Raw genomic sequence first — 26,450 nt, forward strand, 5'->3', positions numbered from 1 at the left:
TAGGCGCGATCGGGTGCTTTTTCGGCAAGTCTTCCACGTGCTTAGTCGCCAACTGCCGTAGCGCTTGCCGCAGCTTCAACCGGGCCTCCGAAGGCTGGATCATCAGGAACGCTTCTGGTTGTGCGCCCGTCTCACATACGGTGCACTCTGCGGAACGGTGCATTCTATAGAATACACCGCAACAAGGATAGAAATGTCTACCATTGGTTGACTTGAATAGTCGCCTCAAAGTAGACTAGTTTCATGAAACGAACCGCCGTTATCAAGAAGCTGAAAACTGAAGCAAAGCGGCGCGGTCTTGAATTTGAAGAAATTGCCCTTACTCGCCACGATGCCTACCGAGTGGGCAATACAACCCGAACATTGGGTAGGCACCGAGAAATTGATGACCTCACCGTTAAGAGGTTTTTCGATCAATTTGCACAAGAGTTGGGAAAAGGTTGGTGGAGATAATGGAAAAAACGTACACAGTAACCGCTGAGCGCGGGGGCAGCGGAGTATGGGTCTTGGAATGTGTTGAACTAGGAGTTGTCTCGCAGACTAGACGATTAGCTCACGCAGCAGAAGAAATGCGGGAAGCTATGGCATATCAAGCAGGTACCAGTCCTGACGAGATCAACGTTGTCGTTGATGTCATTCTTCCCGCGAATATTTCCGAGTTAAAGGCACGTGCTGAAATGCAACGCGAACAGGCTGAAAAGCTTGCAGCTGAAGCGCAGCAAAGTGCCCGCGATGTGGCTCTCGCGATGAAAGAGGACGGAATGACTGTACGCGATATGGGAGAAATTCTTGGTGTGTCCTACCAAAGGGCCCAAAAACTCGCTGCACTCTAAACCAAATCAAGAGCTCCGCCAACAGCGTTGAGCAGCAAATAGGTGCCCCTTTGGTAGCCGCAGAACTCCACCTACATAGGCGCGATCGGGTGCTTTTTCGGCAAGTCTTCCACGTGCTTAGTCGCCAACTGGCGTAGTGCTTGCCGCAGCTTCAGCCGAGTCTCCGAAGGCTGGATCATTGCATCAATATAACCACGTTCCGCAGCCACATACGGCGAGGTCATATTCTCGTCGTAAAAGTCCATAAACACTTTCTTCATGTACCCGCGCTGTTCCGGCGGGGTTTGCTCCAGCTGCTTGCCCTGGATCATGACGACGGCCGCGGCCGCACCCATCACCGCAATCTGCGCGGTCGGCCACGCAAAGTTGATATCACCGGACAAGTTCTTCGACCCCATCACCGCATACGCGCCACCGTAGGCTTTGCGCACCACCAGCGAAATCTTCGGCACCGTGGCCTCCACCAAGGCAAAGGCAAAACCAGCGCCGCGGTGAATCAACCCGGCCTTTTCTTGCTCCACACCCGGCAAATACCCAGGGGTATCGGCAACAAAGATCAGCGGAATATTGTAAGCATCGCAAATACGGATAAACCGCGCGCCCTTATCGGCGGCATCGGCATCAATACAACCGGCAAAGTGCATCGGGTTATTCGCCACAAAGCCCACTGCTTGGCCATCAATACGACCAAAGGCGGTGACCATATTCGGCGCGAAGTTCGCCTGCAATTCAATCAGCTGATCGTCGTCGCCCAGCAACTTCAGCACGTCGATGATGTCGTAACCAGCGTTGGTGTCATCCGGCATGAATTCATCGAGCTCGGGAGTGTTAGCGACTTCTTCGTCACTAGGCGCCAAAAACGACGGCGCGGGATCATGGCAGGTCAACGGCAGGTGATCCAAAAGATCACGGACCAGCTCAAAGGCGTCCTCTTCACTATCGACGACGGCCTGCACGTTGCCGTTGCGTTCCTGCTGGCGCGCACCACCGAGTTCCGCAGAGCTGACTTCCTCGCCGGTGACCTCTTTGATCACGGCTGGGCCGGTGACATACATTTCGGCCTCGCCATCCACCGCGATAACAAAATCCGTGGTGACCGGGGCATACACCGCACCACCAGCGGACTTACCCATCATGATGGAAATCTGTGGCGCATAACCCGACAGCGGCATCTGCCGACGCGCGATCTCGGAATACATCGCCAACGACGTCACCGCATCCTGAATCCGCGCGCCGCCAGAATCCTGGATACCAATCACCGGGCAACCGATGCGCGCAGCCATGTCCATCACCTGCGTGACTTTTTGGCCGAACGTCACACCGACGGAACCGCCGTAGACCGTTTTATCGTGGGCATAAATGCAGACCGGACGGCCACCGATGCGTCCATAACCAGTGACCACACCATCCGAGTACACCGCATCGTCATCGCCCGGGGTCTTACCCAGCGCGCCAACCTCCATGAAGGAGCCGTCGTCAAGCAAAGCATTAATGCGTTGCCGGGGAGTGGTGCGCCCGGCCTCGTCGCGCTTCGCTCGCGCCCGCTCCGAACCAGGATCCTGCGCCTTTTCTAAACGACGACGCAGGTCAGCGAGTTTCTCGGCGGTATTAGTCACCTAGTGCTCCTCCCGTGCAGCGGGGATCTTGCTCTTCATCCAACGGTCCATATGCTCTGCGACGATGCCAATCGCTGGCTCATCCGGCACCGCCAGGTGATCACCCGGCAACTGAACGATCTCTAACTCATCGACGATAGCACCCCAGCCGCCATCCGGATCAATATCGGCGTAGCGTGGCTCCAATTCAATTGCACCATCGTGCATACGTTCCGCGCGGAACAACAGCACCGGCAGGTCCACATCCGCCCAACGCGCAAAATCGAGCTTGCCCAGGATCATGTTGTCCACGAAGCTGGCGCGCTGGTGTTCCAAAACACCCGCGGAGAGCCCATGCTCAGAAGCATCGGAGCTAGCCAGGAACTGCTCCAGCATCTGCATCAAGGCTTCCTCGCCTGCGGTTTCTAACAATTCGTACGGTACCGGGAAGTCCAAGCCGTAGGTGCGTTCCGCGAATGCGGCGTAGCGCTCCCAGCGGGCCTTGGTCTCCTCCAAGGTGTCCGGAATCGGCTCAGACGGCTGGGTGGTATCCAACAACGCAATATAGGCGAGGTCAATGCCGTGGGTGGAGTCGTCGGCAAGCAACTGCGACGCAGCCTCATAGGCCAACGCACCGCCAAAGGACCAACCACCCAGGATGACCGGGCGTCCCTTCGCATAGTTCCGGATATCGCCCAGGTAATCCGCAACGCGCTCTTCCAAGCTGCCTTCACGCCGCTCCACGCCATAGACCGAAATCTCCTGCGGCAAACGGCGCGCCAGTGGCTGATACACCACCGAACTACCACCGGCCGGGTGGAACATGAACACCACCGGCGCTTCGGCGCTGCCCTCACGCAGCACCCGAATATTGCCTTCGACGTCGGTTTCCAGGCCCTCGCGCACCACGTTGGCGATTTCTTCCAGGTTTTCTGCCTTGCCGACGAGCTCAGCCTCAATGTTCATACCACTGCGTTCACTCAGACGCTCGGCGATCTTACCGGCGACTTCGCCGCTGATCTCCGGCAACGTGCTGGTGACACCTGCGGCCGCGCGGCCAGTCAAGCTAGCCCAGGTAGCAAACACCAGGCGCTCTGCGGCATCTCGTGGCGCCACGCCGACGCCTTCTGCCTGCGTGGCATAGCCCTGCTCGGCTGAATCTGTTGTTGCATCTGGCACCGTTGCATCAGCACCAGCCGCATTGCTTCCCGTGGATTCGGTTGGTGCAGCCACACTGCTGCCGCGTTCGGCAACCGCCTGGTTGACCATCTCCACCACGTCAGCGACTGAGGCATCACGCAAAGCTTGTACCTGCAACGGTGGAATCTGGAAATCATTTTCCACACGGTTTTTAATCCGCATGCCCATCAACGAATCCAAGCCGAGATCAATCAACGGCAATTCACCAGGCAAATCTTCGGCGTCATAGCCCATCGATTCCGAAACGATCGCGCGCAGGCGCTCTTCGACGGTTTCGGTTGTTGGGTCCCAGCGCACCGCGGAATCAGCCCCCGGCATGCCCAGGCCGCCGACGCCTGCGACTGCCCCAGAAGCATTTTCACCAGTGGTGGCCGAGCCTGGCGCGTTTTTATCTACGCCCGCGCCCCCTGCCGTTGTCATGGACAGCGGTGACTGCGGAATCGGGGCAACACCCAGGTTCGATGACTGTGTACCCGCGGCGCCGTCGCCAAGCGCCAACGTCGTGGCGAAGCCTTCCGCGACCACCACACCTGCGGTCATATCGTGCACGCTCAACGCCACACCACCGATGTTGCGCTGGGCAATCGTGGTGACTTCGCCTTGAGCAGGCAGGGTTCGGAATTCTTCCGCAGCCACCAGCTGAGCACCAGGCACTACTGCCTCGGCAGCAGTCTCTAACAATGCCAAAGCAGACGGCACTTGATCAGCATTGACTGAAAACGCTGTGCGCGCATCCGGCAGATTCACCCGAGCGCCCGGCAAGCCAGCCGCTCCGGCGCTCGGGCGGGCGTTGGTCCAATAACGCTGCCGCTTAAAGCGCGTGTTCGGCACGCTAGCATAAGCGCCGGCACCGTAGAGTGGCGAGAAATCAACGGGTTGCCCCAGAACATAAAGCTGCGCCAACAAAGCGAGCAGGTTCTGCGCGGAATCTTCCTTACGCTTCAGAGTCTTAAGCAACTTGGCATTAGCCTTATCCAAGCTAAAGGCCGTGTTCATCATGCCCATCAACGCAACGGGATTCGGGCTGATCTCCACCATCGTGTTGTGGCCATGAGCCAATGCACTAGCTACCGCATCCTGGAAATACACCGGCTGGCGTGTCATCTGCAACCAGTAATTATCGTCGTGCACAACTGCACCACGCTGGTGCTGGATCTTATCCACCGAAGAAAATAGCGGGGTGTGCAGCGGCTGCGGCTCGATACCAGCGATGGCGCCTTCGAGCTCGCCGAGCAGTGGCTCCACCATTGAGGTATGCCCGGCGCCTTTCACATCGAGTGCGCGGGCGAATTTGCCTTCGTCTTCCAGCCTTTCCACCAGACGCAAGATCGCCGCGCGCGGGCCGCCGACCGTCGTCATGCCTGGCCCGGCATACACGGCTGGTTCAACACCGGCGAATTCTTCTTGCGCGGCGTATTCGGCGATCTGCTCGGCGGACAACTCCACGACCGCCATCGCACCTTGCGCATCGCCCGTCAGCAAGCTTTCACCCTCGCCCATCAATCGGGCTCGGTGACAAGCAATCAGCATGGCGTCTTCGGCACGCAAACCACCGGCAGCATACGCAGCGGCGATCTCCCCCATCGACATTCCAATGACGGCAGCCGGGCGCGCGCCGCACTCTGCCAGCAGATCCGTCAACGCAATCTGAATGGCGGTGATCGCTACCTGCGCGGTTTCCGTGTTGTAGGTTTGCTCGTCGTCGCGCACCAGCTCAAGCACGGACCAACCGCCCTCGAAGTCCACGATCTCGTCGAGCTCCGCCAAACGGGCAGCGAAGCGTGGAGATTGTTCCAGCAGGTCCTTAACCATCTTGCGGTGCTGGGAGCCGAAGCCAGAATAAACAAAGACTGGTCCGGGAGTTTCCGGCGAATCCGCAGCAACCACCGAGGTCGCGGACTTGTTCTCGGCGTGCTTACGCAACCGGGTGATGGCCGCATCCGGGTTCGCCGCGACTACAGCTGCGCGTGAGCGTCCATGGTTGCGTGTGGCCAAGGTACGCGCGATAGCAGTCAGGTCAAAGTTCTTCTCACCCTGAGATTTTTCCAGGTAATCTGCCAAATCCGCGGCTGCTTGCCGACGGCGCGACGGAACCATGCCGGAAATCGGCAGCACCACGTTGTCGCTATTCAGGCGTGCCTGGGTTTCCGTAGCCACGCCCGCAGAACCGTCGTACTTTTGCACCACCACGTGCGCATTCGTGCCACCGAAACCAAAGCCGGAGATACCGGCGATCTTGTTCTCAGAAGGCCACTCGCGAGGGTCTTCCACCACTTCTAGGCGTTCTTTTGCGAAATCGATATAGCGGTTCGGCTCCGAGAAATTCACCGACGGTGGCAGGGTATCGTTCTGGATCGCCAGTACCGTTTTGATCAGGCCAGCGACACCTGCGGCGGATTCCGTGTGTCCAATATTCGACTTCACCGAACCGATCAGGGTGTCTGTCTCCCGGTTCGGCCCCAGCACAGCGCCCAGTGCGCTCGCTTCGATCGGATCGCCGAGGATAGTGCCGGTGCCATGTGTTTCGACGTAATCGACGGTGGACGGATCAATCCCGGCATCAGAATAAGCCCTGCGCAGCACGTCGATTTGAGCCTCAGGGTTTGGTGCCGTCAGGCCATTCGAGTGGCCATCGGAGTTCATCGCGCTGCCCTTGATCACTGCCAGGATCTCATCACCGGCTGCCTCGGCGTCGGCAAGCCGCTTGAGCACCACGAAACCAGCACCGTCGGCACGAACGAAGCCGTCGGCATCATCCGAAAACGCATGAATAGCGCCTGAAGGAGAAATCACGCCCAGCTCGCCGAAAGCAGTAGAAACAAACGGCGAAGCCAAAATATTGACGCCACCAGCAAGAGCCAGGTCGCAGGAGCCATAGCGCAGTTCACGAACGGCTTGGTGGACAGAGACCAGCGACGAAGAACAAGCGGTATCCACGTTGACCGATGGGCCACGGAAGTCGAAAGCGTAACTGATACGGTTCGGGATCACCGCAGAAGAGGTACCAGTGAGCGCATAGGGGTGAGCCTCAGCCGGATCTGCGGCGATCAACATGCCGTAGTCGTTGTTCGAACTACCGACGAACACACCAACCGGCTTGCCCTTGAGCTCATTGGCCGGCAAATGTGCGTTTTCCAGTGCGTACCAGGCTTGTTCCAGCATGATGCGCTGCTGCGGATCCATGTTGGTCGCTTCAATCGGCGAAAGACCGAAAAACTCCGGATCGAAACTAGCGATGTCATCCAAATAGCCGCCAGACAGATTGATCTTTTCCATCTTCGCTGACATCACTGGATCAGTTTCATATTCACTCCAGCGACCCAGCGGCAGCTCACCGGTGGCGGTGCGGCCTTCTACCAGTAACTTCCAATATTCCTCGAGGCCATCAGCCTGCGGGAACCGCGCAGACATGCCAACGATAGCGATATCGCCACGATAGCCACCGGATGCAGACCCCCATGCACCGGAACCGTCAGCTGCTAGCCCGGCGCGATCATACGACTGTTGGGAGATGCCAGCCCGAGCACTGCCCGCATCGGGACCGTCGACCAGCCGTTGAGCCAACGACGCGATGGTGGGGTATTCATAGGCGATGGTCGGATCCAGCCGGGTGTCCAGCAAGGTTTCCAATTCGCCCGACAAAATTACCGCATCGCGCGAAGAAAGCCCCAGCGCTTCCAGCGGCTTGTGTTCCGATACCTCTTCAACAGGAAGGTCGGTGACCTTCACCACCCATTCGGTCAGCCAGCTCTTCAGCTGTTCTACTGTCATTTAGGCCTCTCCCTTAGATCCCTCATATTTTTTCTTTGCTACCTGCCGCGCGATCTTGCCTGCCGACGAGCGGGAGAGCTCGCCTGGAGCCAAGAACTGAATATCATACGGCCGCACGCCGTGGCGGGCGGTGACCTCGGCACGAATGTCGGTGATTGCCTGCTGGTCACCGGATACTTCGGCATTATCTGCGCGCTCGACCAACAGCACCAATTCCTCGGTGTTGTCGGCAGTAATAGCGATGGCAGCAACCGAATCACTGCGCACATGTTCGCTCGCCATCATCACTGTGTGCTCAATATCCTGCGGATAGTGGTTGCGTCCAGCAATGATGATCATGTCCTTCAGACGTCCGGTGATATATAGTTCACCGTCGATGATCACGCCCAGGTCTCCAGTGGCCATCCAGTTATCAGCGGGAGCAGCCGCGGCCCGGGAATCATCCAGGCGCTCGCCGATGGTGTTGTGGAAGGTCGCAGCAGTCTCTTCTGGACGGTTGAGGTAGCCCGCGGCCATGTTGTCACCGTGGCACCAAACCTCGCCGACGGTAGAATCTGGCAGTTCAGCTTTCGTCTCCGGGTCAACGATGGTGAGAAATTGCGGGCGCACTACCTCACCGTTGGAAATGAATGCCACGCCATCCTCGCTGCCGGTCTCGACGGCTTTGCCTCCGGAGATTTCTGCACGGTCAAAGTATTTGATCTTCGGACGATCTTCGGTCTGTGGGGTGGTCACCATCAGTGAGGCTTCTGCCAGACCATACGACGGACGCAGCATGCGTCGGGTCAAGCCCTTCGGCTCGAAGGCATCGAGGAAAGAGTTCAAGGCTTTCACGGTTACCGGCTCAGATCCGATGATGATGCCGTTGATATTAGAGAAATCAAGGCCTTCCTCGTTGCCGTAGCGCACCGCGAGGTCCAAGGCGAAGTTCGGGATGACGGTATATACACCGTTGTGGTCATCGCCCTCGCGGGCCGACATCATCCGGGTCCATCGAGATGGTTGCTGGATGAAGTCTTTCGGGGACATCAATTCGGTGCGCAGCCCCATGATGGTGGCGAAAAGGTTCAGAATGATGCCCATGTCGTGGTGCAATGGCAGCCAAGAAACCAATCGCAGCGGCAGGCGCAGGCGCGCAGCCTCAAAGATCTGCAGCACGTTGGTCAGAATCGACCGGTTGGTCAGCTCCACACCGGCTGGGGTACGCGTTGAACCTGAGGTGTACTGCAGGAATGCAGGCTCATCAATCGGCATCACCGTCGACGATGCCATGCGCTGCTGACCTTCAATGGTTTGCTGCGGATTGACATAAGAATCTGCCAGTGAATCCGGCAGTGAATCGACAGCCAAGATACGGGGACGTTCGCGGGCCGGAAGCTTTTTGAAGTGATCGCGCACCGCGGCTGCCGACGGACGGTTGGTCAACACCAGCTTCGGACCACAGTCAGCGAACACCGCCGTCAGGTGGCCTTCGTGACCAGGTTCGTTCGGATCATACAACGGCACGGGAACCATGCCGGCGTACATCGCACCCACGAAGCCGAAAATATATTCCGGCGAATTGCCCATCAGGATCGCCACCCGGTCGCCCATTTTCGCGACTTGTTGCAACCGTGCCGCCACCGTTTTAATCCGAATGTTGATTTCTTGGCGGGTGTAATCAACAGGTGTGCCCTCACGCGATTGCGAATAATCCCAGAATCGCAAGCAGTGCCGATCAGCACCACCCGTGTGCAGGTCACCCTGGTAGAGCAATTCCGCCAGCCCCACCAAAGAGAGCTGGGGAGCTAATTTCAGGTTTCCCTGACCGTCATAGAACTGGCTCATCGCTGCTTTGAGATCCATGGTGATTCCTTTACTGAGCTCACGCCGGCACCTCACGTACCGGTCATTAATGTTTGGTTATCTAAATGTCTAGCCTACGTTGACTCGCGACAATCTCAACTACCAGGTGCTATCGGAAACGAAACCGAACTCGTTACTCAGCTTCAATAATATCGATGGCCCAGCTCACAATCCACTGGTCTGCCGTGGTGCCTGAAATTACTTCTTCATTACTTCCATAACGCGCGTGCGCGTTATCGTTATTGGCCAATTCCAGTGCACGTCCAACACCATCAAATACGCTTTCGGGCGCAGCACAGATCGGATCATTCGGTGCGCAAAGTTGAAATGTGCGATCCTGTAGGGCCCCAAAACCATCGCGCGGTCCACGCATCGAAGCTCCCGGAGCCACGTTCTGCACTAATCCTTCCAGCGCCTGCAACGAAACTTCCGCGCCAACTCCTCCAACCGGCGCACCAGGGTTAATGCCCTGATCTGGGGTTCGGCGTCCGTCGGCAAGCAAAGCGATACCACGAACGCGCTCTGGTGGAATGATGCCCCGGTGGTTACCGATCTCGTTAGCGATATCGCCAAGAATCACCGCACCTTGCGAAAATCCGGTCATCGCAAAGTCCGTCAGCGGACATTCCGCGTGGGTTTCCCGCAAACGCTCGCGGACCTTGTTCGTGCCCTCCTCGCGGGATTCGTCATAGCTGAGAGCATCCGCGTTCTGCACGTTGGCAAACTGAGCAGAATATGGCAGCGTCCAGACTCGCACGTCATCAGGTGCGTAACGTTCTTGCAGTGGCTGGGTGACGCCCAACAAGAAAGAATGTGGATTCGCCTGCGGGTGAAACGGATCATCATCTGCTGCCGATTCCCAAGTCCCCGGCGCAGAAATGAATTCCACGCGCGGGCACCACTCAGGTTGTAACGGCTCTTCGACTTCCTCGGCGGGGCCTGCCTGGTCATCCGTGATGCCCGGGCCATCACCATCGGAGAAGTATTGCACCACCCCGGCACCAATCAACACGATCAGGACGATCACGGCGATGACCGTGAGCACTTTTCTCATAGCTTCACATCTCTTGATTTAGCAGGAATGCTGTGTTTTCTCCGCGCCCGGCCTGCAGCAGATCTAGCAGAGGTTTTCGCGCGCGGATTCCGTTAAGGTATCAGCCAAATCTTCGAATTCTCTGTCAGTGCGATCCTGCCCAATCAATTGGCCTGCCACCGCATACAGGATCGCGGTCTGGTCATTGCACACCAAATGCCCAGCAGAAACGATTTGACCTTCGACGCCATCTACATCGACACCAAGCTCACGCACCGCATCCAAGAATGCTGCGTTTTCACCCTCAAAACCGGAAGCCTCGGGAATTTCTTGAATCTCCTGTGCTCCACGATCTGTGGCGCCACCACCCGCTGATCCTTGCGGCGCGGGTTCAGCATTGCTGCCAGATTGAGCGGCAGTCGTGCTGCTTTTGGTGTCTTTAGCGTCTTTGCCGTCTTTATCTTTAGACGAGCTAGCCGTCGAGCTGCCGGAGCTCTTTGTCGTGCTGGTTTCGGTAGAAGTTTTGCTCAGAGTTTCTGGAGCTTCGTCTTCTACCGTCGCCGAGCCGCAAGCTGCAAGCGCTAGGCCAGCAGCCGTCAGAATCGCTGCCAAGCCTGCTTGAGGACGTGGGCTGCGCACCGTGTGTGCATGAGCATTGCGTCGAGTCCGCATTACTTCTCCCGTACGCCACCATTGATTTCTTGCAGAGTACCGTTTTGGAACTTCTGCTCATTCACACCAGGTTTGCTCGTGAAATCTTCAGTTGGCCAACCGTATTTGCCCTGCTCGTAGTCGTGCTTACCCCATTCATCAAAGATCTTGCCGTATTTGATTACGTGGCCGCCGGATTCAGGTGAGAAGTAGATGTTGCCGTTTTCGAATTTCTGGAACCAGCCGCCATTGATCTTGATTTCATTGGAGGTTGGCAAGCCCAGATCAGCCTTGTCAACGGTGGCATACTTCTTGCCGATTGCGCCGAAGACCAAGTGAGTCTTTCCCTCACGGTTGCGGGTCAGGAAACCGTCCTGCACCGGCTGCACCTTGCCACCGTTAATGTGCTCGTCTTTCCCGGTTGGGTATCCGCTCCGGCCTTGTTCGTAGCCGTATTCCTTCCACCCTTCCAGCAGATCTCCAGGCACTTCCCAGGCGCCGGTTTCTGGGTGCCAATAGATGTTGCCGTGTTCGAATTGTACGAAACGACCCTTGCCATCTGGCGTTCCCAGCTCGCCCGATTTCGGGAATCCCAACCAGGAAGTTGCACCGCCCAGCTGCGCGTAGCGTGCGTTAATCGCACCGTACACACCGTGCGCGCCATTGGCTGGCGACCAATAAGCAGTACCTCCGGTGAAGTCCTGCGCCACACCATCAGTATCTCCGACCTGATATTCGTTCGTCAGGCATTCTTCGAAGTGCGCTTGACCAGCAACCTCGGCCTTGATTGCACCCTTGACGTCACATTGCGCTGCACGTCCTTCCTCAGGGATATTCAACGCGTTCGCGATGTATGGCCAGGCCTGCTTCAACTCAAATTCCCAGTATTCCCACGTGTGAATACCGGTCGGGCGGAATTTCGCAACCACATCAACGTTTGCAGCTTTCGCACGGTTGACGAAGGTTTCCGTGGACATGCGAGAAATTACCTCGAGAGCCACGCCCGGCAAGCTTGGGTCGTGCTTGGCGACGGAGTTGGCTGCTCCGAAGTCAGGTTGTCCGCTGCCCGCAGAGACGTAAACGCTCATATCACGCAGTGCTTCGATACCCAGCTTCGGATCATGATCGATCCACCCCTGGCTGTACAACGGTCCCCACATCGCTTCGGCGTTGTATCCTCCACCGTCGGAGACTGCGATTTGAATAGCCTCTGGCATGCCACGGCTAGTGGTGTCGAGGTATCCAGAGAACGAACCGGCAAAGTTGAACAGGTGAGGGTTGCGCTCCGCCATATTGATGGCTGAAGTTGCACCCATGGAAAGCCCGGCCACCGCGCGCTGCTTATTCGACCGGAACTTGTTATCCATGATTGGGATAACTTCTTTCGTCATGAAAGTTTCCCACTTATAGTGCTTGCCATTGTCAGGCTTTTCCCAGTCAGAATAGAAGGAGGATTCGCCACCGATCGGCATCACCACATTGACGTTCTTGTCGGCGAAGTAACGTTCTGCGTCGGTAGCAATGGTCCAACCAGATTCGGTCTCCCGGGCGCGCAAACCGTCCATGAGCCAGAGTTCTGGGAATTTTTGGTCCGGCTTTGCGTAATAATCACGCGCCAGCAATACCTGGAACTTCATTTCCTGATCCGGCATCGCCGCAGATTTCACGTAGACGAATGCATGCCGTGGCGATTTGTATTCCACGCGATCAATCTCCACGCCCTCCGGCAGACCGTCAGAGCTTGGATATTCCGTCTCAACCGTACTGCGTTGTGGCGCCTCACCAGGGATAATCGAGTCCGTGATGCCATCGTTTTGTGGCAGCAGGTTTGAGCTACTTGGCAGCGAGCTTTGCGCATTCGCTAGCGGAGCTTGCACCGTGATTGGCACCATCGCGATGCCAGTTGCGACAGCAGTTGGTACTGCCAGTGCTTTCAGCCAAGTACGCGTGCGGCTTGGTGCATTGCCGACAACAGATTGGGTGTACGGGGAAGGAGACGAGTGTAGGCGCATAAATATTCCTCGAGAGTGTGTACAGGGTAGGCAGAATTCAGGCCTGCCCTCACCCCGAAAGTTCCCCGCTTCCGGGATGTGGCTGGCCTACTCGCATAGTTTTCAAGTCTAAAGTTTAGGTTTAACAATTGGGTTTTTGTGCAGACACTCCGAAAACTCCCAGAAAAAGACATAAGAAAAACCAGGCTGTTCCTCACGCAGTAGTTACCGCGGGAATCAGCCTGGTCAACGAATAATCAGTGCCCTGATTATCGAATGAAGTTAACGAGCACCCATCACATCCAAGATGCGATCACGTGTGCGCTCCAGCTGGTAGTTGAACTGATACCAGTTGTGCAGACCTTGAGCTGGGTAGTCCACAGTAATTGGGACACCATGCAAGCGCGCGTTGCCTTCAAACAAGCGGGTGCCGATCAGGGACATGAATTCCAAAGCCACACCGGGAGCTCTGTGCTGTGGAGCTAAGTGTTGGTCTGCCGGGCTCGGAATACCAGTGGCAGCGGATACATAAACATCGGTGTTACGCAGGTTACCAACCAGGTAGAACGGGTCGTTCTGGAAACGCTGCGGATTAATGATGGTGCCGTACATTGCATTGATGTTGTACCCACCAGCATCCAGCAACGCTACGCGCATCATGATCTGCATACCAGGAGCCGTGGTGAACAGATAGCCAGAATAAGACAGGGCCTGACGGAACTGGTTCGGGTGTTTACCCGCCAGGTTCATAGCTGCGGTAGCACCCATCGACAGACCCGCAACCGAGTTGTTGTTTGGTGCCACACCAAAGTGCTGCTGCAGGTAGCCAGGGAGCTCTGCGGTCAGGAAAGTCTCCCACTTGTAGCTACCGTCTTCTTCACCAGGGAAGAATTTCGGGGTGCCTTGCCAATCCGCATAGAAAGAGGCCTCGCCTCCCACTGGCATTACCAACGTGATGTTGTCCTCAGCGAAAAGCTTGTGTGCGTTACCTTCGCGGTTCCAACCATTTTGTACGTTGTTCGCACGCAAACCATCCAGCAGGTACAAACCGGCGTTTCCGCCGCGTGAAGCTGGCTGGATTTGTACTGGAATATTGCGCCCCATTGCAGGCGAATAAACATCACAGCGTTGAATCCAGTAGGCGACGTGTGGATCCCACTCACAGGTACCGGTGGCATCTGGGCGCAGCCAGCCACGGTTATCCTGTGCAGTCGCCACAGATGGGCTGGCCATCATTCCCAGCGCAACCGCGACGGCAGTCAGCATGGTGACTACTGCGCGTCGCATATTCACGATCGAAGTCATTACTCCCCTTCATGGAAATTTCTCATTTGCCACCCCTTGCTCCACAACGTCTGACTGAGGATCCCAAGGTGATGATTAGTCGGACGAATCGGAGGCGACAGCGGATTCTGCTAGTGCTATCGAATGTCGAGATAATTTCGTTACACAGCTTCGTATCAGTTTAGGGGCAGAAAAAATTAATCGCTACTTGAAAATAATTATCAAGTAGCGAAGGGGGCTTCTCAGGTCACGAATCAACAGGGAAAAATTAGATCGCCGGAACGATATAAACCGCGACAACGATGCACGCGATCCACAGCAGCGCCAACACCTGCAGCGCGCGGTCTTCCAGCGCGATCTCATCCGGCGCGCCACCCTCACCGCGGTCAACGTTCGAGGCATAGCGCAAAATAGCAATGGTAAACGGCACCAGCGACACCTGATACATGATCGAGGCCAAGCCTTCGGTTTGCTGCGACAGTTCGAATCCCCACAGAGCGTACGACATAACGACGGCAGTCGCCGCCAATGTCCACACAAACCGCAGGTAGGTTGGCGTATAGCCTTCCAAAGCCTTGCGGATCTTCGCGCCCGTGCGCTCAGACAACAAAAGCTCCGCGTAGCGCTTACCAGAGGCCATGAACAGCGAGCCAAACGCCGCTACCAGCAAGAACCATTGCGAAAGATCAATTCCAGCAGCAACGCCACCGGCCATCGCTCGCAGCATGAAACCCGACGAAACCAGCGCGATGTCGATCACCGGCATATGCTTCCAGCCGAAGCAATAGCCAAGCTGCAAGGCGATATAGACGGCAATCACCGCAGCCAGGCCAAGCCCATCGGAGGCCAAGAACGACAGACCAATCGCGGCAACAATCAGCCCGACGGCCATTGCATAGGCCATACCGACCGGCAGCACACCAGCAGCAATTGGTCGGAAACGCTTGGTTGGGTGTGCCCGATCCGAAGCCACATCGCGGGCGTCGTTGACAAGATAGATCGACGACGCACCCAGGCAGAACACGATGAATGCCAGTGCGACGTCGGCAAGCGTACGCCCATCCAGCAACACCCCTGCACCGGCAGCAGCCGGCGCGGCAATAACCAGGCTGTTTTTCACCCACTGCTTCGGACGCAGCGCTTTGATCATGCCATCAAGCAGGTTCTTCGGTGGTTGCCGCTTCCTACCGGTATCAACACCCGAGGTGTGCGGCTCCGAGTGAAACACGCTTTGGTGACCGTCGTTTTCCATCTAGCTTCGCCCCATCATTCGTTTCGCAATCGCATAACCAATCATTGAACCCAGCAACGTATCGGTGGGGTAATGAACCCCCAACACCATACGCGATGCCATCATCAGCGGGATACCCGCCAACGGCGCACGCGAATCCGTCATCTCTGAAACCCCAGTACAAAAGGCTGCAGTCGAGGTCGAATGTGATGACGGAAACGACAGCTTAGACGGCGTCGACACACCAACCCGCACATATGGATAATCCGGGCGACGACGTCGAACGATACGTTTGATCACCACCGAAGCCGCATGCGCACTCAGCGCCGAGGCCCCGACGCGAAGCCATTGCCCGCGGCGTTGCTTGTCGACGGCTGCTCCCAATCCCGCACTCGCCATCCAACCAGCAGCATGTTCACCGAAATGCGACAAACCCCGCGCTGCAGGCAACACGCCCGGCGCGTCGAAAGCGATGGCTTGAATGCGCTCAAGAATGCGCGATTCCGCCTGGCTCAGCTGGTGCGGGCTGCGCTGTGCGTCATGATCGTGCCGCCCGGTTGTCTTTTTCGCGTTACTGCGCATCGAAGACCTTCTTCCAAGAATCGCGTGCAGCGAGTTGTGGGCGAGCATTGCGGTAGGTCTGTTGCAGCTCGTCGAATCGCACATCAATGTCTTTCAGCAACCGGCGGGTCTGCGAGAGCAGATCGCTGGTCAGCTGCTTATCGCGTTTGCGGAAGGCCACCCCGGTGCCACCGGCGGTGGTCACGGTTGCTGAATCCACTCGCGACAGGTTGTACCAGCGCGCTTCATTCGGGTTCAGGTTGATCTGCGGCGCATCGTAGTGCGCCGGATCAGCTTCCTGCGACATGTGGCGCAGGGTTTTCAGTAGCCACGGAATCTTTTTGATCTTGCCCAGCCGGCCACCGACGTTGTTCAGCGGAACATCGGCTCCCGTCGGTGCTGGCAGCTCCGCCGCAGATTCGTAAATCACCGCGTCGTCGTAGTTTTTGCGGATGGACTGGATACGCGGCAGGGAAGATTCGAGCACGTCGAAAAGCTGGTCTGGGCCGGCCAAAAAGTCGCGCATGGCCTCGATCTGGATGGCCATGGTGGAATACTCCATGCACATCGCGTGCTTGTAGCTGGATTTCAAGATCGAGCGCGCCACACCTTTGAAGTTTCCACGGTGATACATCGCGGCTGTGATCAGACGGTTGCGCAGGTGAAAATACGCTTGCCAGTCGATCGCATCATCTTTATCGGCCCATGCCATGTGCCAAATAGCCGCGCCCGGCCAGGTAACCGTCGGAAAGCCAAATTCGGCAGCGCGCAGCGAGTACTCAGTATCATCCCACTTGATGAACAGCGGCAAGGGCTGGCCGACGGTTTCGGCAACCACGCGCGGAAACAGACACATCCACCAGCCGTTGTAGTTCACGTCGACGCGACGGTGCAGGTCAGCACTACTTTTCGCGTTCGGGTTGCGCTTTTGCTCTTCGGTGAGTGTGTAACCCAGCGGGTACTCGGAAAAATCGTGGTCGTAGACTCCGTATTGCGCCGCGCCCCACATGAAATCATGGCCCTGGATGGTTTCACCGGTGGTGCGCAATTGCGCGCGCTGCTGCAGATTCAGCATCTGACCACCGACCACGATCGGGCTGGCAGCAAAACGAGCTGCCTGCACCGCGCGCAAGATGGAATCAGGTTCGATGGCGATATCGTCGTCCATGAACAGCACGAAGGGCGCATCAGTGTTTTCCACGAATTCGTACATGATGCGCGAGTATCCGCCGGAACCACCCAGGTTGCCCTGGCGAAACTCGTGGAAACGCTCACCGAATACGGCAACGGCCTCGTCATAGCCTGGCTCATCCGCTGGATGTTGGTTGCCCTGGTCCGGCATCAATACGTGCGAAATAGCTTGTTCCACCACCGGGTCTTCGCCCAATGCTTGCAGCGCGGCGACGGCATCGGCCGGGCGGTTGAAGGTCGGGATGCCGACAGCAACCTTCTTCTCCGAAGGCTCGATGGTACTGCCGTCGGGAAGCGTCTGTGGCTTCGGTGCGTGCGGGGCGCACCATGCAGCTTCGCTGATCACGGTGTCGGTCTCTGCGGTGATATCGAACCAATACCACCCGCCGTCCTCAAAGTTTTTCAACGGCAGCTCGATGTCGACGGTGTCGTTAGCCACCAGGTGATTGCCCACGCCAACACGGGTGCCATCAACTTTCGAGCGATACAACGCAATATTGGCTGTGCCTTCGACTTTCATGGTGAGCACCACGGAATCAAGCTGCGACCAGCGACGCCAGTACGATGCCGGGAAAGCATTGAAATAAGTTTCAAAGCTTGCTTCTGCGCCAGCGGGTACGGTGACATCCGTGCGGGTGTCCCAGCTCAGGCGCTGTTTATTCTGCCTCGACTCGATGAGGTACAGCATGCAGACGTCGAATGGCTCGCCGCGTTTCGGCAAAAGGATGCGTTGCAGGGCTTCGCGATGGTTCACGGTTCTCCAGTTCACACAGATTGTTTCAAGTTGATTCAAGTTTTTCGGCTTGCGGGATAGCTTCCAGCGCACCAAGTACTAGCAACTTCTTGCCGGGCAAGTTTTAGCCAGGTGGCACCGACGTGAGCAGGCCAGCACATATGAGCCCGGCTGGCCGCCAGTTAGTGGCCGCGTTCTTGTTCCAGTGCTTTGCCATCGCGGAAGAATGGCACCAGCTTATTGTCGAACATTGACAGCGCAGCACCGATCGCCATGTGCATGTCCAGGTACTGGTAAGTTCCCAACCGACCTCCGAAAAGCACATTATTCTCGGTGACTTCTTGGGCGGCACGCTTGCGGTAAGCGCTCAGCTTATCGCGGTCTTCTGGGGTGTTGATGGGATAATACGGCTCATCATCGTCACCGGCAAAACGGGAATATTCTTTGAAGATGACGGTCTTGTCGCGTTGGTAATTGCGTTCTGGGTGGAAGTGACGGAATTCCAGGATGCGGGTGTAATCGACATCTTCGTCGTTGTAGTTCATCACCGCGGTGCCTTGGAAGTCTTCGACATCGTGGACTTCTTTTTCGAAATCGACGGTGCGCCACCCCAAGCGGCCTTCACAATAATCAAAGTAGCGATCGAGTGGGCCGGTGTAGACCACGGGAGCATCTGGTGATTGTGCGCGGATCTCATCGCGAACAGCGAACCAGTCGGTTTCCAGCTGCACGTCGATGTTCTCCGAGGCCGCCATGTTTTCCAGCCACGCGGTGTAACCGTTGACCGGCAAGCCTTCGTAAGTGTCGTTGAAATAACGGTTATTAAAGGTATAACGCACCGGAAGTCGGGTGATATTGCCAGCGGGGAGATTCTTCGGGTCGGTTTGCCACTGTTTAGCGGTATAACCTTTCACGAAGGCCTCATACAATGGTCGGCCAATCAGCGAAATGGCTTTTTCTTCCAGGTTCGCAGCTTGGTCGGATTCAAATTCTGCTGCTTGCTCGGCGATGAGCTTTTTGGCTTCTTCCGGGCTGTAATAGCGGCCAAAGAACTGGTTGATCAACCCCAGCCCCATCGGGAACTGGTAAGCGGTGCCGTCGTGCATGGCGAAGACACGGTGCTGGTAATCGGTGAAGTCGGTGAACTTATTGACGTAGTCCCACACGCGCTTATTCGAGGTATGGAACAGGTGGGCGCCATATTTATGCACCTCAATGCCGGTTTCTTCGTCAGTTTCGGTGTAGCAGTTTCCGCCAAGGTGTGGGCGCTTTTCGACGATGAGCACTTTTCTGCCCAGCTCATTGGCTGCGCGTTCGGCGATGGTGAGGCCGAAAAATCCGGATCCGACAACGATGAGGTCATATGCAGTCATGCATTACAGACTAGTGGAGGCCAGCCACTACTAGTGGGAGCAACAGTTGTGCCACGGCCTACGACAGCAGATTTTTTGCACTTCAACATATTCCCTGACACATTCACTGACATATTCCCCGGCATATTCCCTCAGCACGCGTGTCGCACCATGTATCACATTAACCGCATATGTAACTTTAGGGAGGTATCTTCACCTCCAGCACATGATTCACGCGAGTGTACAACCGTGCAGCATATGCACAGCACATGAGAATCATGCTTCTGGCAGGTGTATTGCTGATTGATTCACGGAGCCATCGTTCTCAGCTCGTAGAGTCACGCAAAGAAACAGGAGTAATTCATGCACTTACGTCGCCGCATTAGCACCTCCGGGTCGCCGCGGAGCTGGGCCAACACCAGCCCGGTCGTCGCTGTCACCGCGACGGCGGCACTCGTGGTCACCGCAGCTTTCGGAGGCCACCAGGTGTTGCAAACCCAAAACGCCGGTTCCAACCCAGGTGAAGCCAGCATCAGCACGACCAGCTTCAGCAGTGGCACCGCCACCGTCGTGGATGACCCCGCCATCGCTACCCAAGGCAATGAAGACTCCCCGGAACGCGCAGTGCAGGAATTCACCCAGGATGAAGAATTCGATTCCTTCGCGCTGACGTGGAGTGGCGAACGTGATATCAACGCCCATTTCCGCTCCAAGCGTGCCGACGGCAGCTGGACTGAGTGGTTCGAAGCCGATGCGCTGCCCAACCCAGCAGAAGCTTCCCAGCAAGGCACTGAGCTGATCTATGTGGAACCAACGCACACGGTGCAGGTCTCGGTCGCTGGATTGGATCTCTACACCGGCGCTGCGACCGCAGGAACTGCCGCTGCAGAATCCGAGGTCGCAGACACTGAAACCACAGGCACCGATGCTGCGACGCAATCAGTTCCCGATGCTGCGACGCAATCAGTTCCCGATGCTCCGGCCGCGCTTCCCAAAACCGGCTTGGAAACTACTGCCGGACTCATCCAGCCAGTCGCCGATGACGTGGATCTAACAGACAACGCCGACGAAAGTGCCAGCGGTGCGAGCGCCGACGGCCAGCCTGCCGACGCTGGCATCAGCACGGATGATCTCAGCGCAGTGTTCGTCAACGGCAATGCGTCGGCAGGCGCCGCGCAAGCGGAAAACACCATCGAGCACACCGCTAACTTGTCGGTCGGCATGCCAAGCATCGTCACCCGTCAGGGCTGGGGCGCGAACGAATCCTACCGGGGCAATTGCGGTTCCACGGGCATGGATTACAACGCATTGACCTTGCACCACACCGCAGGTTCCAACAACTACGATGCCGCGAGTGCTGCCGCACAGATACGTGGCGCCTACCAGTACCACACCCAAACTTTGGGTTGGTGCGATATTGGTTACCACGCACTCGTCGACAAGTTCGGCACCATTTATGAAGGTCGCCGCGGCGGCTTGAGCGACGGCGTCATGGGCGCCCACGCTGGTGGCTACAACCACGGAACTTTCGGCATCTCTATGGTGGGTAACTACGAGATCGCACCGATCAACGAAGCCATCATTCAGTCTGTCGGCCAAGTTGCTGGTTGGCGCGCTGCACAATCCGGTTTTGATCCGTCTGGCACCATCCAGATGACCTCCGGAGGCAGCAGCTACGCGAAATACCCTGCTGGTGATACCCGTACTTTCCAGCGCTTCCACGGACACCGCGACGTCGGCGCAACCACCTGCCCAGGCTCGCATGCCGTGGCACGGTGGAACGATATCCGCAATGCAACGAATATTAAGTATCAGCAGGTTGCGGGCATGATCGCGGGTAATACGACTGGGCAGTCACAGTCCCAGTCTCAATCCCAGTCGCAGTCCCAATCTCAATCACAGTCGCAGTCGAATACCAATTCTGGAAACAACTCCGGCACGAACAACCAGAATTCCACGAACCAAAACTCGACCCTGACCAATAACCAGGGCAACAACCAGACCAATAACCGGAACAACGCGCCAAGCAACAACCAGAATGCGCAGGGCAGCACGGCAACACAGGGCCCGTTGCAGACCACCATTCAAGCCATAGGCATTATCGCGCCACTGGTGATGGCAATTGTGCAACAAGCCAACAGCGCCACAGATAAAGCACCGAACGAATCCACAGAACAAACCATCAAGCGCCTAGCAACCTCGTCGGGCGTCGAGCTTGGCGACGTTCCAGCGATGATCACTCAGGTAGTGAAACTGACGGGTAATAGCGAGATCGAGCGAAACTGGGCACGAATCAACAAAATCATTGGCCCAGTCCTTGGTTCACCTGCTACCGGAATTATGCAAGCCTCGGATGGTGTGAAGTTCGCTTTGTTTGACAACGGCGTGATCGTTGATTCAGAAGCTACCGGTGTGCAGGCTCTGTGGGGCGAAATTGCCAAGGCTTGGGCCAACGGCGGATTCGAAAAACTGGGTCTGCCCACCAGCGAGCAGTACCAGCACGGACAGAAAATCCGGGTCAATTTCCAAGGCGGAAACATCACCTTTGACCCATCCACCGGCGAGCTGCAGATCAACGCCGAATAGCGGCTGGTCGCTAGTCGCCAGCGGCTAGTTGCTGACGCAGCACCTATTAGCTGTCATCTGCGGCATTTTCCCAGCCCAGCGTGCGTTCTACCGCTTGATTCCACTTGCGGTAGAGCTGCTCACGCTGGGCTTCTGGCATTTCCGGCTCCCACACCCGGTCAGCCACATAGCCTTCATCCGAAAACTCCCACCAGCCAATGCCGATACCGGCTGCCAGCGCGGCACCCCACACGGTAGTTTCAATCATTTCCGGACGCTGTACCGACGAGCCCAAAATATCAGCCTGCATCTGCATGAGCAGATCATTCGCCACCATTCCACCATCAACACACAGACCCGATAACTCCCGTCCAGCATCTTTTTGCATGGCTTCTACTACTTCGCGGGTTTGGAAACACGTGGCTTCCAGGGCCGCACGCGTGATGTGGCTGCGATCGGCAAAACGGGTTAAACCCACAATCACCCCCGCGGCATCCGGCCGCCAACGCGGAGCAAACAACCCAGAAAACGCCGGGACAATATACACCCCGCCGTTATCATCGGCAGCGATCGATTCGCTCGAGGCAGCATCCGGGATAATCCCTAATTGATCACGCAACCACTGGATCAAAGAGCCGCCCACTGCGACAGATCCCTCCAGCGCGTACACCGGCTTTTCCCCCTGTTGCTGGTACGCGACCGTGGTAAGCAAACCATGCTCAGAAAATTTCGGTTCGGTGCCGGTATTCAACAGTAAAAACAGGCCAGTGCCGTAGGTGTTTTTCGCATCACCGGGGTGGAAACACCGCTGCCCGAACATTGCAGCTTGCTGGTCGCCCAAAATACCGGTGATCTGCACACCGGTTAATGAACCACGGTGGCGCACCTCGCCCACTCCACCGATCGACGGGACGATCGTCGGCAAGATCTGTTTGGGCACGCGCACAGCTTCGCAGAGTTCATCGTCCCAGTCCAAGGTGTGCAGGTCGAGCAATAAGGTGCGCGAGGCATTAGTCACGTCGGTGATGTGTAGCGCTTCGCCGGAACCATTGTCACGATGGTGCCCGCCGCCACTATCATCGTCGGCGCTGCTGTTTTCTTCTGCACCACCGGTGAGGTTCCACACCAGCCACGAATCAATGGTGCCGGCCAATAGCTCGCCGCGCTCGGCGCGCTCACGGGCACCGTCGACATGATCCAAAATCCACGCGATCTTCGGACCCGCCGGATAAGAGTTTGCCAACAAACCGGTCTTCGCCTGCCAAACCGTCGCATCAGAAAACTCCCCACCGGTGCGGGTATCCTGCCACACGATCGCGTTATAAATCGGTGTGCCGGTCTTTTTCTCCCAGACAACGGCGGTCTCGCGCTGGTTGGTCACCCCCAGGGCTTTCACATCGCGGGCGGTGATGTCGAGTTCCACCATCGCAGCAGAAATCACCCGGCGCGCATTCGCCCAAATCTCATTCGGATCGTGTTCCACCCAACCTTTCCGCGGCATAATCTGCTGGTGTTCCAGCTGAGCTTGCGAGACTACTGTCCCGTCGCGGTCAAAAATAAGGCACCGCGTGGATGTGGTGCCTTGGTCGAGTGCAGCGATATACATGGTTGTTCTACAGCCACCGTTCTATGATTTCGGCGATCCCGGCATCGTCGTTGGACCCAGTCACCATATCAGCCGCCTCGCGCACTCTCGGGTGTGCGTTTTCTACCGCGACCCCTAAACCTGCCCAGTGCAACATTTCGATGTCATTGGGCATATCACCGAAAGCCACCACCTCTTGGGCGGCCACTCCCAAGTGCTTGGCGAGAAATTCCAGGCCAGCGGCCTTGTTTACCCCTGGTGCTGCGACCTCCAACAACCCCGCATCGATGGAATATGTCAGGTGTGCCCGACGGCTATCAACGTGATCTGCCAGCAACGCGTACATCTCATTGGCGGTCATAGCCGGGTTGCGCAGCAGGAATTTCACGGCTGGTTTTTGCCACACCTGTTCCGTGGGAGCGGTAATAAATTGCGAATCCGCCCACGTGTGCGCATAGTTTTCCGCGGCAACAAATAACTCAGTGGGGTCTTGCTGCACAGAATACCCGGCGTATTCTGCAGCGATACTCACCCCACCATAGGGAGCAAAGATTTCTTGCGCAGTGTAGTAGACCTCTTCCATCAACTCTGGCGAGATTTCCGCGGCGCTAAGCACCTCATCGGCGGCACAGTCATAAATCACTGCACCGTTGGATGTTACGCACACTGGGCGCACGGCAAGTTGCTCCAGCACCGGCTGCAACCAGCGAAAAGGCCGACCCGTCGCAAGTGCGAAGTGCATTCCCTGCGCGGTGGCCTGGTGCACGGCATCGCGGACTCGCTGCGGCACGCGGTCTGCCGAGTTCAGAAATGTACCGTCGATGTCACTCACGATCAGCCGCGGGGCCGGGCCGACGGCGTCGGTTCCGCAAGGCTGGCTCACTTGCGGTCTTTCTTTCCCGCTTTCGCTGCTTTCGCAGCTTTCTTCCGGTCACGCTCGGCCCGTGCAGCGGCATCAATCTCGGCGGCTTGTTCCAGGGTTGGTGCGGCCCCGCCCAGCGATGCGGGCATCCACGGCAGTCCAGGCTCAAAAGGCCCGTGGCGCTCAACGTATTTCTCGCGCGTGGTTTCCAGCAGCTTTTCCATCGCTTCTTTAAGTACTGCGGTGTCTTTTTCTGCAGAACCGCTCAGCTCAATGGGCGTGCCGACGGCAACCCGAATCGGCACATTGGGGCGCCACAAATTTTTCGGCAAGTCTTTGGTCCAGACGCGTTGCGAACCCCAAATAATCACTGGCAGCAACGGCGCATCTGCTTCATCTGCGATGCGCACAGCACCGGTTTTCAAATTTTTGATTTCAAAGGCGCGTGAGATCGTTGCCTCTGGGAAAATCCCCACCAGTTTTCCCTCACGTAATTTCTGCACCGCTGCATCCTTGGATGCAGCACCTTTTCCTGCAGAACGGTCCACGCTGATGTGACCCATCATCCGCAGCGCAGCGCCAACCACCGGAGTATCAAAAATCGACTTTTTCGCCATCATGCGCACGGTGCGGTGCCCGCGCACATAGGCCGGGTAGCCACCCAAGATGAAGTCGTAATAGCCGGTGTGGTTGATCGCGAGAAGCGCGCCACCATCAGCAGGGATATTTTCGGCACCGTCCACGGTCACTTCGATGCCCAGCAGAAACATCAGCCAGCGAGCTATCGGCACCACCGGGGTGCCATACGGAAACTCGCGGGCCTCTTTCGGGTGCTTTTTCAGCTTCGGCAGGTTTTCCGGTACACGGAGCCGAGCCCGGCTGCGGTAGCGCGTCACGCCAAGATCTCCTTGCCGACGAAAGGACGCAGTGCTTCTGGCACCACCACGGATCCATCGGCTTGCTGGTGATTTTCCAGGATCGCGACCAACCAACGCGTCGTTGCCAACGTGCCGTTCAGCGTCGCGGCTGTCTGAGTTTTGCCTTGTTCATCGCGGTAGCGCGTCGACAAGCGTCGTGCCTGGAAGGTGGTGCAGTTCGAGGTTGAAGTCAACTCACGGAAGGTTTGCTGGGACGGAATCCACGCCTCGTTATCGAATTTGCGTGCTGCTGAGCTGCCCAAGTCGCCACCGGCGACATCGATGGTGCGATAAGGGACGTCGATGGCTGCCAGCATGTCTTTTTCCAGGTTCAGCAATGCCTGGTGCTCGGCAACAGCATCTTCTGGTTTGCAATAGCTGAACATTTCGACCTTGTCGAACTGATGCACGCGCAAAATTCCGCGAGTGTCTTTGCCGTGCGAGCCAGCTTCCCGACGGAAACACGACGACCAACCAGCGTAACGCACGGGGCCGTCGGCAAGATCGATGATCTCGTCTTTGTGGTAGCCGGCAAGGGCGACCTCTGAGGTACCCACCAGGTACATATCGTCGCGCTCAAGGTAATAAATCTCGTCTGCGTGCTCACCCAAAAAGCCGGTGCCCGACATGATTTCTGGGCGCACCAAAACTGGTGGCACCATCAATTGGAAACCAGCCTCGCGGGCTTTCTGTGCCGCGAGCATCATCATGCCAAGCTGCAGGAATGCACCGTCGCCGGTCAAATAATAAAACCGTGCTCCACCGACTTTGGAGCCACGTGCCATATCGATCAGGCCCAGTTTTTCACCGAGCTCTAAGTGATCTTTCGGCTCGAAATCAAAGCTTGGGATCTCCCCGACGCGCTCAATCTCAATGAAGTCTTCTTCGCCACCTGCTGGGGCGCCTTCGACGATATTCGACAGGCGATACTGGATAGCGGTGACTTCAGCCTCAGCTGCTTTCTGCTCTTCTTCGGCCTGCTTGACCTTGAGTTTCAATTCAGAAGAGCCTTCCAGCAACGCCGGGCGCTCTTCCGCAGAAGCCTGACCGATCTTTTTGCCGAAGGCTTTTTGCTCCGCACGCAGTTCATCTGCCGCGGAAATGGCGCGACGGCGTTTTTCGTCGGCGGCCAACAGCTCGTCGACAAGCTGCGGGTCTTCGCCGCGAGTGCGCTGCGACTGGCGGACAAGGTCAGGGTTTTCGCGCAAAAGCTTCAGATCAATCACGCCTCCAGAGTTTAGCGTGAAACG

The 26,450-nt window shown here is 57.1% G+C and carries 18 protein-coding genes; 3 read left to right on the plus strand and 15 right to left on the minus strand.

All coding sequences use genetic code 11. The features are described 5' to 3' along the window. Nucleotides 1–243 precede the first annotated feature (243 nt). Nucleotides 244–453 (plus strand): ribonuclease PH, encoded by a 210-nt coding sequence (locus RCH87_RS00835; RefSeq protein ID WP_306514856.1) that lies wholly within the window; start codon nucleotides 244–246, stop codon nucleotides 451–453. Then, nucleotides 453–833 (plus strand): hypothetical protein, encoded by a 381-nt coding sequence (locus RCH87_RS00840; RefSeq protein WP_306514857.1) that lies wholly within the window; start codon nucleotides 453–455, stop codon nucleotides 831–833. Before RCH87_RS00835 ends, RCH87_RS00840 begins: the two co-directional genes overlap by 1 nt. Before the next feature lie 71 nt (nucleotides 834–904). Here the strand turns inward: RCH87_RS00840 and RCH87_RS00845 are convergent, their stop codons facing one another. The 11 genes from RCH87_RS00845 to glf all read right to left on the minus strand — a co-directional run bounded on the left by RCH87_RS00845 (nucleotide 905) and on the right by glf (nucleotide 19,292). Next, nucleotides 905–2,449, minus strand: a complete 1,545-nt coding sequence (locus RCH87_RS00845; RefSeq protein ID WP_306514858.1) for an acyl-CoA carboxylase subunit beta — start codon at nucleotides 2,447–2,449, stop codon at nucleotides 905–907. Further along, complete coding sequence (locus RCH87_RS00850; RefSeq protein WP_306514859.1) at nucleotides 2,450–7,399, minus strand: type I polyketide synthase; 4,950 nt, start codon at nucleotides 7,397–7,399, stop codon at nucleotides 2,450–2,452. It abuts the gene before it with no gap. Further along, the gene (locus RCH87_RS00855) at nucleotides 7,400–9,244 is read right to left on the minus strand and encodes a FadD32-like long-chain-fatty-acid--AMP ligase (protein ID WP_306514860.1); all 1,845 of its coding nucleotides are present in this window, start codon (nucleotides 9,242–9,244) and stop codon (nucleotides 7,400–7,402) included. Nucleotides 9,245–9,377: 133 nt separating this feature from the next. Beyond that, nucleotides 9,378–10,298 (minus strand): cutinase family protein, encoded by a 921-nt coding sequence (locus tag RCH87_RS00860; protein WP_306514861.1) that lies wholly within the window; start codon nucleotides 10,296–10,298, stop codon nucleotides 9,378–9,380. Between the two features lie 63 nt (nucleotides 10,299–10,361). Then, nucleotides 10,362–10,949 carry a hypothetical protein gene (locus RCH87_RS00865; RefSeq protein ID WP_306514862.1) on the minus strand — a complete coding sequence of 196 codons (588 nt, stop codon included), beginning with the start codon at nucleotides 10,947–10,949 and terminating at the stop codon, nucleotides 10,362–10,364. Beyond that, nucleotides 10,949–12,940 carry an alpha/beta hydrolase-fold protein gene (locus RCH87_RS00870; RefSeq protein ID WP_306514863.1) on the minus strand — a complete coding sequence of 664 codons (1,992 nt, stop codon included), beginning with the start codon at nucleotides 12,938–12,940 and terminating at the stop codon, nucleotides 10,949–10,951. Before RCH87_RS00870 ends, RCH87_RS00865 begins: the two co-directional genes overlap by 1 nt. 261 nt (nucleotides 12,941–13,201) lie before the next feature. After that, a complete protein-coding gene (locus tag RCH87_RS00875; protein ID WP_306514864.1) occupies nucleotides 13,202–14,224 on the minus strand; it encodes an alpha/beta hydrolase family protein in 1,023 nt (340 codons plus the stop codon). 247 nt (nucleotides 14,225–14,471) lie between these two features. Next, nucleotides 14,472–15,455 carry a decaprenyl-phosphate phosphoribosyltransferase gene (locus RCH87_RS00880; RefSeq protein ID WP_306514865.1) on the minus strand — a complete coding sequence of 328 codons (984 nt, stop codon included), beginning with the start codon at nucleotides 15,453–15,455 and terminating at the stop codon, nucleotides 14,472–14,474. Continuing rightward, nucleotides 15,456–16,016 carry a phosphatase PAP2 family protein gene (locus RCH87_RS00885; protein ID WP_306514866.1) on the minus strand — a complete coding sequence of 187 codons (561 nt, stop codon included), beginning with the start codon at nucleotides 16,014–16,016 and terminating at the stop codon, nucleotides 15,456–15,458. Further along, nucleotides 16,006–17,940, minus strand: coding sequence for a glycosyltransferase (locus tag RCH87_RS00890; RefSeq protein ID WP_306514867.1), 1,935 nt, complete (start codon nucleotides 17,938–17,940; stop codon nucleotides 16,006–16,008). Before RCH87_RS00890 ends, RCH87_RS00885 begins: the two co-directional genes overlap by 11 nt. Nucleotides 17,941–18,101: 161 nt before the next feature. Then, nucleotides 18,102–19,292, minus strand: a complete 1,191-nt coding sequence (gene glf, locus RCH87_RS00895) for a UDP-galactopyranose mutase (RefSeq protein WP_306514868.1) — start codon at nucleotides 19,290–19,292, stop codon at nucleotides 18,102–18,104. A 342-nt stretch (nucleotides 19,293–19,634) separates the two neighbouring features. Between glf and RCH87_RS00900 the strand changes: the two genes are divergently transcribed. Further along, entirely contained in the window at nucleotides 19,635–21,857 is a 2,223-nt protein-coding gene (locus RCH87_RS00900) for an N-acetylmuramoyl-L-alanine amidase (protein WP_306514869.1), read from the plus strand. A gap of 46 nt (nucleotides 21,858–21,903) precedes the next feature. Here RCH87_RS00900 and glpK read toward each other — a convergent pair whose 3' ends face one another. From glpK to serS, 4 genes are read right to left on the minus strand one after another with little or no spacing between them, the layout of a single operon-like run. Continuing rightward, entirely contained in the window at nucleotides 21,904–23,442 is a 1,539-nt protein-coding gene (gene glpK, locus RCH87_RS00905; protein ID WP_306514870.1) for a glycerol kinase GlpK, read from the minus strand. Between the two features lie 7 nt (nucleotides 23,443–23,449). Beyond that, nucleotides 23,450–24,304, minus strand: coding sequence for an HAD family hydrolase (locus RCH87_RS00910; RefSeq protein ID WP_306514871.1), 855 nt, complete (start codon nucleotides 24,302–24,304; stop codon nucleotides 23,450–23,452). Further along, nucleotides 24,301–25,179: a 1-acyl-sn-glycerol-3-phosphate acyltransferase gene (locus tag RCH87_RS00915; protein WP_306514872.1), complete on the minus strand. Its 879-nt coding sequence runs from the start codon at nucleotides 25,177–25,179 to the stop codon at nucleotides 24,301–24,303. The genes RCH87_RS00910 and RCH87_RS00915 overlap by 4 nt, the downstream gene beginning before the upstream one ends. After that, nucleotides 25,176–26,426: a serine--tRNA ligase gene (gene serS / locus RCH87_RS00920; protein WP_306514873.1), complete on the minus strand. Its 1,251-nt coding sequence runs from the start codon at nucleotides 26,424–26,426 to the stop codon at nucleotides 25,176–25,178. Before serS ends, RCH87_RS00915 begins: the two co-directional genes overlap by 4 nt. Nucleotides 26,427–26,450: the final 24 nt, after the last annotated feature.

Source organism: Corynebacterium sp., assembly GCF_030826625.1.
GTDB lineage: Bacteria > Actinomycetota > Actinomycetes > Mycobacteriales > Mycobacteriaceae > Corynebacterium.